This window comes from Mycobacterium farcinogenes (genome assembly GCF_019739075.1).
GTDB lineage: Bacteria > Actinomycetota > Actinomycetes > Mycobacteriales > Mycobacteriaceae > Mycobacterium > Mycobacterium senegalense.
In genome coordinates this window covers 835,844-852,589 of record NZ_CP081673.1, presented here as the reverse complement: position 1 = coordinate 852,589, position 16,746 = coordinate 835,844, and the positions used below count along the sequence as shown (strand labels likewise).

The window sequence follows — 16,746 nt, the reverse complement described above, 5'->3', positions numbered from 1 at the left end:
ATGGCCGCCAAGATCGCAATCGCTGCGCTCGCTGTGTTGGCCGCAATCACCGTCAGTCAGAGTGTCCCGGATAACTCACCGCAGGCATTCATGGAACAGCCAACGTCCTCCCCACCCCCGCTGACCACCACTCCTCAACTGCCTCCCCTAGTCCAGCCGTTCGCCGAGGACAGCCCTTTTCGGACACCGATCCCGGCGGACGCCGAAGTCGATCCGAATAGCGCAGCGATGATCGGAGCCGTGGGCTGGGATGACAGCGCCTACGTTTCCACTGTCGAATACGGAATCCCGATCTACACCGCGGACGCGAACACGCCCCGCCACTCGGTGCCGTGTCTCATCACCCTGTGGGGCCGCTGCCCCTTCAAAGGCCTCCAGATACCGATACCCGACGACGCGCGGCCGCAATATGGCTCCGACGGCTCAATGGTAGTGATCGATCCGGAAGAACGGAAGATATACGAATTCTGGCGCGCCAAGCGTGAAAATGACTATTGGACAACCCAATTTGCCGCCGTGAACGACCTCGATGGTTCCGGCTGGGGTGGAGCAAGCACGGGTTCGGGCGCATCCCGGCTGGCTGGTGTCGTGCGGGTCGCAGAGATCGCGCAGGGCTTCATCCCGCACGCTCTCGCCATCGAAAGCAACAACGTATGTGCCGACGTGTTTCGGCCGCCGGCCCTCAAGACCGATGGCCGGTCGACGAGACCCGACTGCATACCCGAAGGCGCACGCATACAGCTGGACCCAAGTTTGGACACCGACTCCCTGGGATTGGCACCGGCCGAGCGGTACATGGCCGAAGCGCTCCAGCGCTACGGCGGGTTCGTCACGGATGTCAGCGCATCACCACTGAGCATCAGCTTCGAACGAGACAACACAGCAGCCCCCGGAACCGTCGGCTCAACCTACAGTGACGCCGGGGTGCGATGGGACTATGACGGGATGACCGACATCCCTTGGAAGAAATTGAGGGTTCTCAAATGAAGCCGATTCGGGTGCTCACCCTCATCGACGGGTTCCGGATGGGTGGCGCCGAAACACTTTTGGCGCCATTGGCCGTCGCCATGCGCGACACCGATGTCGACATGGAGTTCGTCGGCCTCGACAGTGCGGCGGTCAACTCCGACAAAACAATGAGCATTCTCGCCGAAGCCGGCGTACACCCGCGCTCGCTCGGCATCAGCCGACTGCTGGACCCCACCGGCGTTCCCCGGTTGGCCCGCGAAATCCGAAGCGGTGGCTACGATCTGGTGCACACTCACCTGGAGATGTCGGCCAGCTTTGCGGTACCTGCCGCGAAACTCACCGGCCGCCCCGTGGTCTGCACATTCCACCACGTAACCGAACGGTGGCCCGGCCTCGAATACTGGCGCGAACACGTCGCCACCGTAGCCGCGACCCGGGGTGACCGGGTGCTGTTCGTTTCCGAGGCCAGCCGGTTGTCGTGGGCGCAGGTGCACCGCAAGGGCCGGGTCGCGGCGAACTGGGATGTGCTGCACAACGGAATCGATGTCAGCAACTTCCACCCCGGCGAGCCGGATCCGGCGGTTCGTCGCGAGTTAGGTGGAGGCCCAGGACCATTGGTCGTGCTACCGGCCGCCTTCCGAGACTTCAAAGGCATACCTGTGGCGATCAAGGCTTGGCCGCGCGTGTTGCAGAAACACCCGGATGCCATCCTGTCGCTGGTCGGCGGCGGCGAGGAAGAGGCCGAGTACCGCAGCCTGATCAGCGAATCAGGCCTGACCGAATCGGTGATCTTCGCCGGGATTCGCTCCGACATGCCAGAGGTCTACCGGGCCGCCGACGTCATACTCCTGCCATCCATCTACGGTGAGAACCTGCCCACCGTGCTGATCGAGGGTTCGGCGTCGGGCAAGGCCATCGCGGCATCACGAATCGGGGGTATCCCCGACATCATCGTCGACGGCTCCACCGGGCTGCTGTTCGAGCCCAACAACCCCACGGCCTTGGCCGACACCGTGACGCGGTTGCTCGATGACCCCCAGCTACGAAGGGCGCTGGGACCGCCGGCTATCGAGCGCGCGCATAGCGAGTTCTCTGCGACCGCATGGGCCCACCGACTACAGGACCTCTACCGCGAACTGATCGAGAGCAAGCGTTGAGTGGCAAGCAGATCGACTACCTGGTGTCGCGATTCCCGGTCACGTCGGAGACTTTCATCGTCAGGGAACTGGATGCCCTGTCGGCTGACGGCCGTCAGCTAGGGCTGCGTTCACTGTTTCCGGCGCCGGATCCGCAGGTTCACGACATTGCCCGCCCCTGGATGGACAAGTTGGTGCGGCCGGGTGTCGGTGCGAGTGTCACCGGAATGCTGTGGGCATTGCTCCGGCACCCACTCATCATGTTGTCGATCATGGCGGATGTAGCGCGTGGATACGGCGCCCGGGCCGGTCTGCTAGCTCGTGCAGTGGCTACAGTTCCGATTGCCGCCGCACACGCCCGCGATCTACACCCTCCGGGGAACACACGTCACGTTCACGCCCACTACGCCACGTACCCCGCATTGGCAGCATGGATCTGCTCCCGACTATCCGGCATCACCTACAGCGTCACCATTCACGCGCACGACCTCTACGTCGACCAGTCCATGCTGGGCCGCAAACTGGACGGCGCAGAATTCATCGTCACGATATCGGAGTACAACCGCCGACTTTTGGAGCGTCATACCTCAACCCCAGTCCATGTGATCCACGCCGGAATCAATACCGCGGCATATCCTTTCCACCCCAGGAAAATTCCCGACCACGGCCCGCTTCACGCCCTCTGTGTCGCCTCACTGCAGGAATACAAAGGCCACGAAGTGTTATTGCGCGCGTTGGCTCTAGGCGGCCCAGGCGTCGACCGGATCGAGCTTGACCTGATCGGCAATGGCCCGCTTCGCGATGAATTGCAGGCCATGGCAAGCGAACTGGGACTCGGGTCGCGGGTCCGATTCCACGGCGGACAGTCGGAGACGGTTGTGAAGCAGGCTCTGGCCGAAGCGGATCTCTTCGTGCTGCCCAGCATCGTCGCTGCCGATGGCCAGATGGAGGGTCTGCCTGTCGCACTGATGGAGGCCTTGGCCAGCGGCATACCGACCGTGTCGACGAACCTGTCGGGCATCCCCGAATTGGTGATACCGGATAAGACTGGGCTGCTGGCCGTTCCTGGCGACGCGCAGAGCCTTCGCGACACATTGGAACAACTGATCTCGTCGGGCCCCGTACTCGACAACTATGCCCGCGCGGGACGCGACTTGGTCGAGCGGGAATTCGACATCAACGCTACGACGGCCGCACTGCGCGCACTACTTGCGTCGATCTGAGGAGACAGTCGCCTCAGAGCTGGTCGGCAAACTCCCGGCGCGCAGCATTCAGAACATACTCACGGATGTAGTTCTGCAAACCGCGATGTAGCACTGCATGGTCACCGCTGGGCACCTGCGTCAGTTTCGGCGCCCAACCGCGACGTGCGAGCCGCTTGGCTCCGATCAGGCCCCGATGCCCTACATACCAATCGAAATCCATCGGTGACAGCACGAGTTCAGTAGGTACTCCACTCTCGCCGAGCGCCTTGAGAAGCACCTCGGGGGCTTGCGTGTACCCGAGCCGGCCGAGTAACAACCAACCCTGATATGGCAGCCAATTTCGAAGACCCTGCTTGACCAGGCCCCACACCCGCCGCTCCTCGGTGTCCTCATCACCGGTGTCCTCATCGCCTGAAACGGCGTCGGTCACCTGCGCGATCCGCTCCGATCCGCCCTCGGAACGCCGCAACGAATACAGCAGTATGTTCAGCAGCACCACCAATTTCGCTCCGCGCTCCAATCCGCCATAGGCGGAGTTCCAAGCACCCGAGCAGATTCCGGTCATGATCAATCGCTCAGGCGACACCGCCAATGCGTCGACCGCCTCGGTCACATCGGCTTTGGCCACTGGAGAATGCATCCACGGGAAATCCTCGGTGGCGACGCCGGTGTCGCCGACCCCACGACGGTCGTAGCGGACCACACTCACGCCAAGAGCGGCCAGATCCCGGGCCGTGTCCGGCCAGATTCGCCCTGACCCGACTCGATGCTCGCACGCGGTGTTGTGAAACAACACGGTCGGGCCACCCTCGGTAGTGCCGGTGAGTTCAGTTCGGATGGCGAACAGCCGGTTGGGCCCGAGTTCGGTGACCGCTTCGGTGACCTTCCGGCCGTCAGGCAACTCATCGACCACTGCACGATCGGTAACCACAGGCCGGAACGAAACAGTCTCTGATGGCAGATTCGTGTCGAGCCACTTCTCGATCATCGCCAAGGTTTCCATCGGAATCTTCACCACGATGCTGGGAGGTTCGACGAATTCAGGCTGCCCGGTGATTTCCTGGACCGTGCAGTTGTCCGCTGCACGCAGGTCGGCGAGCCTCCGATCCTCAACGTGTTCCGGCCTGGTCAGCACCAGTACCGGCGTCGATCCCACGCCTGTCGGCATCTTCAGAGCGCGAAGGGCGGCAGCAGCAGCAGTCGAGAGAGTTAGTCCGAGCAGCGGCACCGTGTCCGGTTCTGACGGCAACTCGTCCGGATCCTGCCCGCCCACCGTCATCTGGTAGAGCGCCTGTTGTTCGCGCAGGTAACGGCGACCATCGGTGGCCGGGTCCCACAGGATCAGCCCGTCAAGACCCCCGATCGAGGACGCCGCTGTCGCCGCCAGCAAGGCACCAGCCCTCAGACCGACCAGTGCCACGCTCTGCACTCCGGACGCACGCAGATAGTCCACTCCAATTTGGATGCTCTCCACGTAGTCGCCCACGGCGCTATCCCGGATTTGTGCTCCCACCGAATCGCCGGTACCAGCGTAGTCAAAACGCAGGACCGCAAATCCATTGGCGGACAACTGTTGTGCCAGCAACTTCAATCCACGGTACGTGTCCAGATGCTGACGGCCCAGCGGTGGACAGATGACCACGCCGGCCCGGGCAAGCCCATCATCCGAGGCATGCACCACACCGAAAAGCCGCGCCTCTTCGGGCCCGAACCACGTCGGCACGCCCTGCACGCTGCCACTACCCATGGATAACCGGAATTCGTAGGTCACTCAAGCGCACCCGGCAATTTTAGCTAATTCGTCTAGCCGCCACTTCCACTCGCGCAAACAGCCACCACCACCGCCGCGGCGTGACAGTCAGCGTGGGACATCGACACCGAGACCTCTTGCCACCCCTGTTCGGCAGCCAATCGAGCAGCTGAACCGGTGAGCCGCAACATCGGCAGATGACCCGATGTGACGACCTCGATCTCCAGCGGGGCGAATGCGGCGTCCGGCCGAGCGAACGCCTTGATGGCGGCCTCTTTGGCAGCGAAACGGGCAGCGAGTCGGGGCAGCCGATTCGGCCCTGCGCAGGTGGCGACCTCCTCAGCGGTATAGATCTTGGTCAGGAACCGGTCTTCGAACGAGGCCAACGAATTCTCGATCTCCTTAATGGCCACTACATCGCACCCGACGCGGATACGGTGCCCGGGCAGCGCGAAGTCCGGCGGGTTCATGCGCGCTAATCGATAAGGCTGTTGACGGCCGCTTCGATGTTGTTGATCGATGCAAAAGTGGACTTTTTCAGCGCTTCGTCGGGAAATTCGATGTCGAACTCGTCTTCGAGAGCAAGCATGACATTGACCGAGGCGTGCGAGGTGAGTCCCAGCTCATAGAGGTCGGCGTCGGCGTCGATGCCAGTTGGGTCGACCGCCATTCTTCCGTGGTCAGCCAGAGCCTTCTCAATTTTCTCCCGCATGCTGGCCAGCATAAGGTGCGGCCGAAAAGAAAGCGTCGGGGATTTCCTATCCGGACTCGAACCGTTCCTCAACAGCGCAGCGTTTGGCCTGACTAGGCTCAGATCTCACACGAACCTGAGGGGAGTTGATGATGCGTCGGGGTTTGGCACTGGTCTCGGCCGCTGTGCTCGCACTTACCGGTTGCGGATCCGACCCCGAGACCGACGCGACAAAAAGTGACTCCGGCGGCGAACCGTCACACAATGTGAGTTCGGTTCCAGTGACTAATGTTGCCGATTCCATCCGCGATGTCGCCGCGTCGATGAACGTCGTCACCCACATCTCCAGATCAGGCGTCTACGACGGCGAAACCCATTTCAACACTTCGGTGTTCACGCCCAAGGGCGACGTGCCGGAGGGAGGATTCCCCATAGTGGTGCTGGGTCACCGCATCACCGGAACGACTCCTGATTGCGCTCCTTCTCTATCCCCGGATCTGCTCGGCCTGGCACCTACCGTCGTAGCGTTACTCAAGGCCGGTTACGTGGTCGCGGTGCCGGACTTTCAGGGCCTGGGTAGGCCTTCGAGCACGACCAACTACGACGACACCTACCACCCGTACCTGGACTCGACGACAGCTGGATACAACATGATCGACGCAGCACAAGCTGCCCATGGTGCGGAGCCTCAGACGTCGACGTCATGGCTGGCGATGGGCATAGCCGAGGGAGCCCAGGCGGCGTGGGCCGCGAATGAGCTGGCCGTCGACTACAACAACTTCGGCGGGGAGCTCGTGGGTTCGGTCTCGGTGTCACCGATATCCGACGTCAATGGCCTCGCCGACGCCGCACAGAACGGCACGTTGAACGACGATCAGAAGGTCGCGTTCGCGCGCTTCGTGGCCGCGCTGCACTCTGAGTATCCGGACGGGGTCAATCTCGACGACTACCGGCGCGGTGCCGCTCTGAAACAATGGAACGCACTACTGGGCTGCCAATCCTCACCAACGGCCCAGCAGGTCGCGGCGCAGATTCCGGCCGGAGATCTGGCACCCGCCAGTCAGGACGCCGTGACCACTCTGCAGGGCTACCTGCGAAAGTCCAGCCTGCCGCAGGGTCCGACCCAAGCGCCGATGCTCGTGAGCTACAGCGGCACCGAACCGCTCAGCCCGGCGCCCTGGACGGACGGCGCACTGAAGGAGGCGTGCAAGATGGGCGACGTCATCACCGTCCGGCAGGAGCCGCAGCCCGAGCCTGCCTCCGCGGCCACACTGTCGTGGATAGACGACCGCTTCAAATCCGCACCGGCCCAGAACGACTGTGACGCTAGGGTTGGCAGATGACCGAGACCGACGCTCAGGACGTGGCTACACAACTCGAGGCGGCCCGCAGGCAGTTCCGCGACGAGCTGGTGGCAGCGGGCCTGTTGGTGCCGATGGGTATCGACGGACTGTACGGCCGTGGAGCGGTTTTCGAGAGCATCGTCGACGGCATCGACCACGCGGTCCGTGCCAAGGGTGCCGAGGTCCACGGCGATCACGCGAAGGTGTTGCGGTTCCCGCCGGTGTATCCGCGCGATCAATTCGAGAAAACGGACTACATCGCGTCTTTCCCTGATCTGACCGGTGCCATCTCGACCTTCACCGGCGGAAACGCCGAGCACCGCGCGCTGCTGGCGGATCGAGATGCCGGCGTGCCGTGGGACGGGCATCTGAGCCCCTCAGGGACCATGCTGGTCACCGCGGCCTGCCACCCCAGCTACGCGACACTGCCGTCCGACCTCCCCGACGGGGGCGTGGTGATGGACATCTACGGCTACTGCTTCCGCCACGAGCCAGCCATCGACCCGGCACGAATGCAGGCCTTCCGCATGCACGAGTACGTGCTGGTCGGTACACCCGATCAGGCGCAGACACATCGCGACACGTGGGTGGACCACGGCATGGCGGTGCTGACCCGGCTCGGCCTGGATGCCCGGCCCGAGGCAGCCAACGACCCGTTCTTCGGACGCGTCGGCAAGATGCTGGCGGCGAACCAGCGCGACGAGGGCCTGAAAACGGAACTACTGGTGCGGCTCTATGGAGACCTGCACGACGGCACCGCACTGGTATCGGCCAATTGCCACCGTGATCACTTCGGGGATTCGTTCGGCCTGCATACTGCCGACGGCGGCGTCGCGCACAGTGCCTGCGTCGGCTTCGGCATGGAGCGAATTGCCTTGGGGCTACTGCGGACTCACGGCTTCGACACGGCATCGTGGCCTGCCGCCGTGCGCACTGCCATGGGTTGGTAACCCCCGTCAGTACGCGCCTTTGCGCTTGAGAACTGCGCCGACCGTACGCCAGATGATCACGAGATCTCCCACCACCGACCAGTTCCCGGCGTAGGACACGTCGAGCCTGACTCGGTCTTTGTCTGCCAGATCCGAACGCCCGGAAACCTGCCACAACCCGGTCATGCCCGGTTTGACGTGCTCGCGGTGTTCCAGAAAGGCAGCGTCCGACCCGGCTTCCCCTGGGACCAGTGGGCGCGGACCCACCACGCTCATCGAGCCGCCCAGCACATTGAACAACTGGGGCAACTCGTCGATGCTGGTGGCACGCAGGAATTTTCCGACCTTGGTGACGCTGGACGATGATGAGCGCTTGTTGAACATGCTCTCTTCATGTTGTTCATTGGTTTGCGGCAATTTATCGGTGCCGACATGCATCGTCCTCAATTTGAAGATCCGGAACGTCTTCTGGTCGACACCTACCCGTTCCTGCCGGTAGAAGACGGGGCCCCGATCATCGAGTTTGATCGCCAGCCCGGCCAGTGCAATCACCGGAAGCGCGATGATTGTTCCGATCGTTCCCAGGACGAGATCCAGGATTCGTTTCGTTATCATCGAAACCCTGTCGTGGGTAGGTGCTTCGATGACGAACAGCGGCAGATTCTCCAGCGGGCGTAGTTGCAGCCTGTGTGTCGCGACCTCGGTCAAACCCGGGACCACGATGAGTCCGGCATTGATCGCCTGCATGCGCCACGCGAGGAATTTGACCTTCTCTGGTCCGAAGTCCCCCGCGTACACAGCGGCCAGCGAATGCGCGCCGGCCGCCTGCACAGCGGTTTCGATCTCGCTGTCGTCGTTGAACCCCAGAACGGGAACGGTACCGGTGGGCACCTGGACGTCCTGCCCGATCATGTCGCCGGCATCCGGCATGAGGACACCCACGAGCTGGTATCCCGCGCTGGGCGAGCGCTGAAAATATTCGGACAACGTGCGCGCGGCATCGAGGTCGCCCAACGCGACGACACGGGAGATGTATTTCCCCCGCTGTCTTCGGCGACGCACGTCCGCGCGGAGCAGGTGCCGGGCCACAAACAGCCCGATGAGTCCGAGACCGAAGGTGACCCCGAATTGGATCCGCGAAATCGGCATGTCGAGGAAGACTTCGGCGGCCGCGGCAATCGCGAATGTCCATCCGGTAGCCGCTGCGACCAGCCGGTATTCCTCGGCCTGCTGCCCCACCAGCGTGAGATCGCGGGAATGTACGTATCCGAGCGCGATCAACCAACCGATATATATGCCGACCGAAAAGGCCGTTGCGGTGGTGAAGCTGGCGAAATGGCGGTGCGCCAGAGAAGTACCGATCCATTCGGCGAAAACGATGACCACGGCGAGAACAACGGCATCTGCGATGAGGACACGCCGGCGGTATGCGGATCTCCATCGGTGCGCTTGCGCCTGCACGGCCGCGGGTTCGGGTTTCGCGCCGGCCGACGTAGTCCGAGGCTCATTCACGGCGTAACCAACTCCAAGGGGATCCCATCCTCAACTATGTCCCCGTGATTATTACGCGCAGGTACTGCTCGAACAGCGTTTTGGGACGAGAACCCCCATCGCGGCGGTCTCAATGTGGTTGCAACCGGCCTACTCCCGAAGCCACCCGTCGGTATAGTCCGACACCAGTGGGATTTCCGAACACTGCGGTCAAAATTGGAGAATCGTGAATCCGGTCAAATCACCGCCCTCACCTAATTCGGATTACCCATGTCCCTGACCAGCGGCCTCATCCCGATAACTCTGCAGCTACTCGCACTTGTCGCGATCGTGGTCGCCATCGGGCGGGGGCGGTCTCCGGAATGGATGCGGCGCTGGCTGCTCGCCGCGGTGCTCGTCGGCGTCGGCCTGGCGGCGGCAGCTCGGCTGTTCGTGCGGGATCAGGGCTGGTCTGCCGAGGCCATCTCATTCGGCACCGTGTTCTGGACAGCGATGTTCGGTTTCGCCGCGACGGTGTTGATCGCCGGCTGGCGCGGCAGCGAATGGTGGCGCAGGCTGGTATCCGCGCTCTCGGTGGTGATGGTGGTGGTGTGCGGCTTGGCCGCCCTCAACACCGCGACCGGTTACTTCCCCACCGTCCGCTCCGCCTGGCTGCGGTTGACCCACACCGAGCCCGAGCAGTGGATCGACGAAGCCCAGCTCGCCGCGCTCCAGCAGAAGGGTGAGGTTCCGACGCGCGGCACAGTGGTGCGGGTGAACATCCCCGGCGACGCGTCGGGTTTCGCGCATCGGACCGAGACGGTCTACCTGCCCCCGGCGTGGTTCGCCAGCAACCCGCCACCGCAGCTGCCAGCAGTCATCATGATGGGTGGCGAGTTCAACCACCCCAACGACTGGCTCCAGTCGACGGACGCGCTGAAGACGCTCGACGATTTTGCGGCGCTGCATCACGGCAACGCACCGATCATCGTATTTCCCGACACCTCAGGGAAATTCAACAACGACACTGAATGCGTTGACGGGGTGCGCGGTAATGCTGCCGCCCACCTGACCAAAGACGTGGTGCCATATATGATCTCGCGCTTCGGTGTCAGCCCGAAGGCCGAGAACTGGGGATTGGCCGGCTGGTCTTCGGGTGCCACCTGCTCCCTGACCACCGCGGTTCGCAATCCCGAAATGTTCAGCGCCATCGTCTGGCTCGACGGCACTCTCGGTCCCAATGCCGGCACCATGGACCAAACCGTCGCGAGGTTGTTCGGCGGCGACCGGGCAGCCTGGGAGGCATTCGACCCGAAGACGATCATCACCCGGCACGGCCCGTACGACGGCATGGCAGCGTGGCTCGGCGTCGCTGAAACCACCCCGACCGTCCACCGCGATGCCAGCGCCACTCCACCAGCCGAGGATGCGATCGCCGACTGGGACACCTTCTCCGAGGAGCACGCCGCCAACGCCAACAAACTGTGCGCCCTGCTGAGCGGCTACAACGTCGAATGTTCCGTGGTGGGTTACAAGGGCGCGCACAGCTTCGAGTCGGCCGGAGCGGCTTTCGACGCCGCGCTACCTTGGCTGGCCAGCACACTCGGCACTCCCTATGTGCGAGAACGGCGCCTGCCCGGCGCGGGCGAGAAGTAGCCGGCTCCTACTTCCAGAGCGCGTCGAGCGAGGTGACCGACTGGCCGAGTGCGCGGGCACTCAGCGCACGCAGCGCACGTCGCTCGACCACCTCGAAACTCGCGCCGACATGCTCGTGCAGGGCGGTGCGGCCGGCGTCGAGCTGATCGTCGAGCAGTAGGTCCACGATCTGGAGGTGCTCGTCGATGGTGGCTATCACCCGTTCCTCGGTGACGAAGTCATACATCCGGATCAACCGGATCCGGCGGTTGACATTGTCGAGCGTGGCGACCATCGCCTGATTCCCGGACGCCGCGCACAGTTCGACGTGGAAGGACTCGTCGCGCAGCACCATGTCGCCGTCCGACGGGGGCGGGCTGGCCTTCAGCCCCAGCCACTGGGCGCGCAGCGCCGCGAGCCGGTCCTTGTCGTACCGCAGCTCGTCGGTTTCCAGGATCCGGGTGATGCCGCGCAGTTCTATGGTGATGCGCAGCTCATAGAGGTCACGGACGCCCGGGATGTCGAGGGCGACCGGGTAGTAGCCGTCGGGCCTGCGTTCGAGCATGCCGTCGGCGTGCAACCGGACCAGAGCCTCGCGTAGTGGGGTCCGGCTGACATTGAGTGTCTCGCACAACTGGGACTCGACCAGCCTCGTCCGATGGTCGATCTCGCCGGCCATCAACAACTTGCCGAGTTCGAGGTAGACCCGGTCGCGCAAGGAGACGGGCTGGGTGGCTGTGGTCATTGCAGTTCCTTGAGCGCTGTCACCACATCCGTACTGGTGGCGTGGGCCCCGAACACCCCGCCCTGCATGGTGATCATGTTCAGCGCCGCAAGGTGATTGGCGTAGTCGGTGGCGCCGGTGGCATCGGAGACGACGAGGCATTCGTAGCCGCGGTCGTTGGCGTCACGCATGGTGGTGTGCACGCAGACGTCGGTGGTGATGCCGGTGAAGATGATGTGCGTGATCCCCCGGTTGCGCAGCACCAGGTCGAGGTCGGTGGCATAGAAGCTGCCTTTGCCCGGCTTGTCGATGACGGGTTCCCCAGGCAGAGCGGCCATCTCGGGTACGAGTTCCCAGCCCGGCTCGCCGCGGGTGAGAATCCGCCCGCACGGACCGGCCGAACCGATCTCGGCACCGATCTGAGCTGAGCGCCAGCGCTTGTTGGCCGGTAGGTCCGACAGGTCGGGCCGATGGCCCTCGCGGGTGTGAATGACGAACAACCCGGCCGCACGGGCCGCGGCGAGCACCTCCTGGGCCGGTCCGAGCGGGGTCCGCACCAGCGACAGGTCGTAGCCCATGGTGTCGACGTATCCACCCTTGCCACAGAAGTCGACCTGCCAGTCGATGTTGATCAACGCGGTACGCCCAGCGGGGATGTCACCGTCGTAGGGCCAGACGTAAGGGTTGGCGTCAATCGTGATCATGCGGTTTCTCCCGCGAGGACGGGTTGCCCGGCCCGCACCGGCAGGTACGCCAGCGCGGTGAACGCGAGGCCACCGACCACCATGGCCACCACCGCGTCGGACAGCTGCGGCGCGTAGAAGTGGGTCAGCAACGCTCCCCCGGCTCCGATTGCCCAGGCGGCAAACGGTTTCCAGGCCAGTGCCGCAGTCGCCCGGCGGCGGGCGAACACCAACTGGTCGAGGATGAGCACGATGCCGATCGGGGGGACCAGCACGCCGAGGATGTTCAGCCAGGTCGCGAAGTACGACCAGATACCGGCGACGGCGGCTACGGTGCCGACGACACCGAGCACGACCGTCAACTGACGCATGGTCTTTCCGGTGATGTTGCCGAATCCGACGGCCCCGTTGTAGAGGCAGTGCGCACACACGCTGCCCAGGTTGACGAAGACGAACACGATCGCCAACGGCACCAACACGCCCCCGGCGCTGACCAGGACATGCAGGAAGTCGCCGCCGGCGGTGCCCGGTGCGGCGGCCCCACCCAGCGCCACCACGAGCGCACCGGCCAGCTGAGCGATGAGATAGGCGACCGGGAACGCGGCGAAGGCCGCCAACGCACCTTCTCTACCGTTGCGGGCCCACCGGGTGAAATCGGCTGTCATGGTGCCGGAGTCGGCGAAGCAGGCGAACACCATGGTCACGGCGACACCGAAGCTGAACGCACTCGCCCCGGCCCCGCCGCCATAGCTCAGCGCCGATCCGATTCCGCCGTTACCGGCGGCCAGCACCACGGCAACCACACCGAGCGGGACGAACAGCACCGATGCCACCACCCCGATCCACGAGATGGCCCGGATCCCGACGAAGGTCAGCGCCACGAACAGCACCCCGGCCAGCAGGGTGATCCACGGCGCGCTCCAGCCCATGGACAGGTTGAGGGTCGAACCCACCATGCCGGTCTGGAAGGCGAACCAGCCGATCACCAGCGCCGACAGGAATGCCGAAACTACGCGGAAGCCCTTGGTGCCGAAGGTGTCCGCCGCGGTGAGCGCGAAGTTCTTTCCGGAGCGCCCGGCCAGGTAGCTGAGCGTGCCCACGTAGCCCATCAGGATGAGGTCGCCGACGAGGATGGCGGCCATGCCGCTGGCGAAGCCGAGGTTGTAGACGACGATGCCGGCGAACACCGCCGAGGTCATGATCATCGGGAACCCGACCCACACTGCCGACACCGAGAAAAGTGACTTGCGGGCGGATACGGGGACCGGCTCGTTCTCGTACTCCTCACCAAGCGTCGAATGTCGTTCGGCGTGCGCTGTATCCATGGCTGTATACGGTGCGGTATACGGATTTCCCTGGCGTTTCAGCACATAAAGCACCGGTTACGAGATCCTCACCGCCCGCCTGGCGACGTTAACGACACCGCAACACAGCGCGTCGGTCTACGTAACAGAAACATCATCTACTGCCGGTGATCGGCCCGTCCGGGCCGCCACCCCCAGGAGATGTTGATGGATACAGGAACCACGGCATTCATGCTGTGTTGCATCATCGGCCTCACGCTGATGATCCCGGGTCTTGCCCTGTTCTACGGCGGCATGGTCTCGGTCAAGAGCTCGACCAACATGATGATGATGACGTTCGGCGCGGTCGCCCTGGTGGGCGTGCTGTGGGTGCTGTTCGGATTCTCGATGGTCTTCGGGACGTCATATGGCGGATTCGTCGGCAGCTTCACCGAATTCGCCGGCATGAAAGACCTCATGGAACCGATGACCACGGTCGCCGGCCTTCCGGTCAGCCTGTTCTCCATCTTCCAGGCCCTGTTCGCGGCCATCACCGTGGCACTGATCTCGGGCGCGGTCGCCGACCGGATGAAGTTCGGCGCATGGATGATCTTCGCCGCGGCCTGGGCCGTACTTGTGTACTTCCCGGTCGCGCACTGGGTGTTCGCCTTCGACGGTGTCGTCACCGAGAACTCGGTCGGCGGCTGGATCGCCAACAAGCTGCACGCCATCGACTTCGCCGGCGGCACCGCCGTGCACATCAACGCCGGGGCGGCCGCCCTGGCCGTGGCCATCGTGCTCGGCAAGTCGGCCATGTTCGGCCAGTTGCGCAAACCGCACAATGTGCCGCTGACCCTGCTCGGCGCGGGCATGCTGTGGGCCGGCTGGTACGCCTTCAACGGCGGATCCGCCCTGGCCGCAGGCAATTCGGCCGCCATCGTCATGGTGACCACCTTCGTCGCCACCTGCGCGGCCACCCTGGCCTGGATCGGCGTGGAGAAGCTCAAGGACGGCCACGTCACCGGCGTGGGCGCCGCCTCCGGCGCGATCACCGGCCTGGTGGCCATCACCCCGGCCTGCGGTGCGGTCACCCCGATCGGCGCGATCTTCGTCGGCGCCATCGCCGGGGCGATCTGCGTCTACGCCGTCGGGTTCAAGGAGAAGCTGGGCTATGACGACTCGCTCGACGTGGTCGGAGTGCACCTGGTCGGCGGCGTCGTCGGCACGCTGCTGATCGGCTTCTTCGCCAGCGAGGGCATGCCGAACGCCACCAACGGACTGTTCTACGGCGGCGGCGTCGACCAGCTGTGGAAGCAGGCGATCGCGGCCGGTGCGGTGATGGCCTATTCGTTCGCGGTCGCGTTCGCCATCGCGTTCGTGCTCAAGAAGACCATCGGAATCCGCATCTCGTCCGAGGAAGAGGAGAAGGGTATCGACACCACGTTCCACCGGGATTCGGCCTACGAGCTCGAATTCGCCTGATCTGAACCATGATTCCCCGGCCCGGCTGCCGTGGGCCGCTCTCACGGCAGCCGGTGACCGGGGTTTACTCGACTTGCCGAAGTTTCCTACCGTGATACGGTGATTCTCACCAAGAGACGAAAGTGCTGGTGCTATGCCCTCCGATCTCGCCACCCTCGCCGAACAATCCGGCACCAAGTTCATCCTCGCGCTGTTCGTAGACCTGCGCGGAAAGCCCTGCGCCAAGCTGGTTCCCGTCGAATCGGTCGAGCTGCTGGCCACCGAGGGCGTCGGCTTCGCCGGCTATGCCGTCGGCGCCATGGGCCAGGAACCCAAGGACCCCGACTTGATCGCCATCCCCGATCCCGACTCGTTCACCCCGATCCCGTTCATCAAAGAAGGCCTGGCGCTGGTGCACTGCGACCCCCACGTCGGGGGCGCCCCGTGGCCCTACGCACCTCGGGTGATCCTCAAGGGCCTGATCCAGCGTGCCGCCGACGCCGGATTCGAGCCCTGGGTGGGCGCCGAGGTCGAGTATTTCCTGTTGCGCCGCACCGCCGATGGTGCCCTTGCCACGGCCGATGCCGCCGACACCGCCGCCCAGCCCTGTTACGACGCACGTGGCGTCACCCGCATGTACGAGCACCTCACCGCGATCTCGACCGCGATGAACACCCTCGGCTGGTCCAACTACGCCAACGACCATGAGGACGGCAACGGCCAGTTCGAGCAGAACTTCGAGTTCTCCGACGCACTGACGACTGCCGACCGGGTGATCACCCTGCGCTACCTGCTGTCGATGATCGCCGCCGAGCGCGACATGGTGGCCACCTTCATGCCCAAGCCGTTCAGCGACCGCACCGGCAGCGGCCTGCATCTGCACCTGTCGCTCACCAGTGGTGGGACCCCGGTTTTCCCCGGCGACAGCGACGAACGAGGCCTCGGCCTGTCCGAGACGGCATACGCGTTCATCGGCGGCATCCTCGACCACGCCTGCGCGCTGCAGTCCGTCGTGGCCCCAACCGTCAACTCCTACAAGCGAACCGGAGCCACCTCGACCGCATCCGGCGCGTCGTGGGCCCCGCGCAAGCCCAGCTACGGCGGCAACGACCGCACCCACTACATCCGGGTGCCCGACAGTCAGCGCATCGAGTTGCGCGGCGGCGACGGCTCGGCCAATCCGTATCTCGCGATCGCGGCGGCGCTGGGCGCCGGGCTCGACGGCGTCAAACGCAGCCTGGACCCCGGTGCGGTGGGCGCCCAGGGACCGGCGGCCCTGCCGCCCACCCTGCTGCACGCCGTCGAGTCACTGGAAACCGACCCGATCGTCACCGGCGTGCTCGACGTCGCCGGCGACGGCGTCGCCTCCTACTTCGCCGACGTCAAACGCGAGGAGTTCTTCGCCTACCACGGCACCGTCACGCCGTGGGAAGTCGACCAATACCTCACTGCTTTCTAGAAGGGAGA

At 64.3% G+C, this 16,746-nt stretch carries 15 protein-coding genes; 8 read left to right on the top strand and 7 right to left on the bottom strand.

Going from position 1 to position 16,746, the window contains the following annotated elements; genetic code table 11:
* The 3 genes from K6L26_RS03915 to K6L26_RS03905 are packed head-to-tail and all read left to right on the top strand — an operon-like array spanning window position 1 to window position 3,328.
* A complete protein-coding gene (locus K6L26_RS03915; protein WP_221852713.1) occupies window positions 1-987 on the top strand; it encodes a hypothetical protein in 987 nt (328 codons plus the stop codon).
* Window positions 984-2,126 carry a glycosyltransferase gene (locus K6L26_RS03910; protein WP_221852711.1) on the top strand — a complete coding sequence of 381 codons (1,143 nt, stop codon included), beginning with the start codon at window positions 984-986 and terminating at the stop codon, window positions 2,124-2,126. The genes K6L26_RS03915 and K6L26_RS03910 overlap by 4 nt, the downstream gene beginning before the upstream one ends.
* Complete coding sequence (locus tag K6L26_RS03905) at window positions 2,123-3,328, top strand: glycosyltransferase (RefSeq protein WP_221852710.1); 1,206 nt, start codon at window positions 2,123-2,125, stop codon at window positions 3,326-3,328. Before K6L26_RS03910 ends, K6L26_RS03905 begins: the two co-directional genes overlap by 4 nt.
* Before the next feature lie 13 nt (window positions 3,329-3,341).
* Here K6L26_RS03905 and K6L26_RS03900 read toward each other — a convergent pair whose 3' ends face one another.
* The 3 genes from K6L26_RS03900 to K6L26_RS03890 are packed head-to-tail and all read right to left on the bottom strand — an operon-like array spanning window position 3,342 to window position 5,772.
* A complete protein-coding gene (locus K6L26_RS03900; protein ID WP_245008681.1) occupies window positions 3,342-5,081 on the bottom strand; it encodes a serine aminopeptidase domain-containing protein in 1,740 nt (579 codons plus the stop codon).
* A gap of 32 nt (window positions 5,082-5,113) precedes the next feature.
* The gene (locus K6L26_RS03895; protein ID WP_221852708.1) at window positions 5,114-5,530 is read right to left on the bottom strand and encodes a 4'-phosphopantetheinyl transferase superfamily protein; all 417 of its coding nucleotides are present in this window, start codon (window positions 5,528-5,530) and stop codon (window positions 5,114-5,116) included.
* A 5-nt stretch (window positions 5,531-5,535) separates the two neighbouring features.
* The gene (locus K6L26_RS03890; RefSeq protein ID WP_221852706.1) at window positions 5,536-5,772 is read right to left on the bottom strand and encodes an acyl carrier protein; all 237 of its coding nucleotides are present in this window, start codon (window positions 5,770-5,772) and stop codon (window positions 5,536-5,538) included.
* A gap of 260 nt (window positions 5,773-6,032) precedes the next feature.
* Between K6L26_RS03890 and K6L26_RS03885 the strand changes: the two genes are divergently transcribed.
* Window positions 6,033-7,094 carry a lipase family protein gene (locus tag K6L26_RS03885; protein WP_221852704.1) on the top strand — a complete coding sequence of 354 codons (1,062 nt, stop codon included), beginning with the start codon at window positions 6,033-6,035 and terminating at the stop codon, window positions 7,092-7,094.
* The gene (locus K6L26_RS03880) at window positions 7,091-8,044 is read left to right on the top strand and encodes an amino acid--[acyl-carrier-protein] ligase (protein ID WP_221852702.1); all 954 of its coding nucleotides are present in this window, start codon (window positions 7,091-7,093) and stop codon (window positions 8,042-8,044) included. Before K6L26_RS03885 ends, K6L26_RS03880 begins: the two co-directional genes overlap by 4 nt.
* A 6-nt stretch (window positions 8,045-8,050) precedes the next feature.
* Here K6L26_RS03880 and K6L26_RS03875 read toward each other — a convergent pair whose 3' ends face one another.
* Window positions 8,051-9,535: a sugar transferase gene (locus K6L26_RS03875; RefSeq protein ID WP_221852701.1), complete on the bottom strand. Its 1,485-nt coding sequence runs from the start codon at window positions 9,533-9,535 to the stop codon at window positions 8,051-8,053.
* Between the two features lie 249 nt (window positions 9,536-9,784).
* On the opposite strand from K6L26_RS03875, the gene K6L26_RS03870 reads away from it, so the two are divergent.
* Window positions 9,785-11,149 carry an alpha/beta hydrolase gene (locus K6L26_RS03870; RefSeq protein ID WP_221852699.1) on the top strand — a complete coding sequence of 455 codons (1,365 nt, stop codon included), beginning with the start codon at window positions 9,785-9,787 and terminating at the stop codon, window positions 11,147-11,149.
* Between the two features lie 7 nt (window positions 11,150-11,156).
* Here K6L26_RS03870 and K6L26_RS03865 read toward each other — a convergent pair whose 3' ends face one another.
* Genes K6L26_RS03865 through K6L26_RS03855 form a run of 3 tightly spaced genes read right to left on the bottom strand, consistent with a single transcriptional unit; the run spans window position 11,157 to window position 13,860 of the window.
* The gene (locus K6L26_RS03865; protein ID WP_221852698.1) at window positions 11,157-11,873 is read right to left on the bottom strand and encodes a GntR family transcriptional regulator; all 717 of its coding nucleotides are present in this window, start codon (window positions 11,871-11,873) and stop codon (window positions 11,157-11,159) included.
* Entirely contained in the window at window positions 11,870-12,556 is a 687-nt protein-coding gene (gene biuH / locus K6L26_RS03860; protein ID WP_019343584.1) for a biuret amidohydrolase, read from the bottom strand. Before biuH ends, K6L26_RS03865 begins: the two co-directional genes overlap by 4 nt.
* Window positions 12,553-13,860: a cytosine permease gene (locus K6L26_RS03855; RefSeq protein WP_221852697.1), complete on the bottom strand. Its 1,308-nt coding sequence runs from the start codon at window positions 13,858-13,860 to the stop codon at window positions 12,553-12,555. The genes biuH and K6L26_RS03855 overlap by 4 nt, the downstream gene beginning before the upstream one ends.
* Before the next feature lie 186 nt (window positions 13,861-14,046).
* On the opposite strand from K6L26_RS03855, the gene K6L26_RS03850 reads away from it, so the two are divergent.
* Together K6L26_RS03850 and glnT are read left to right on the top strand one after the other, a co-directional pair.
* The gene (locus tag K6L26_RS03850) at window positions 14,047-15,300 is read left to right on the top strand and encodes an ammonium transporter (protein ID WP_036392695.1); all 1,254 of its coding nucleotides are present in this window, start codon (window positions 14,047-14,049) and stop codon (window positions 15,298-15,300) included.
* Window positions 15,301-15,433: 133 nt separating this feature from the next.
* Window positions 15,434-16,738 carry a type III glutamate--ammonia ligase gene (gene glnT, locus K6L26_RS03845; protein ID WP_064898396.1) on the top strand — a complete coding sequence of 435 codons (1,305 nt, stop codon included), beginning with the start codon at window positions 15,434-15,436 and terminating at the stop codon, window positions 16,736-16,738.
* The last annotated feature ends 8 nt before the right edge of the window (window positions 16,739-16,746 follow it).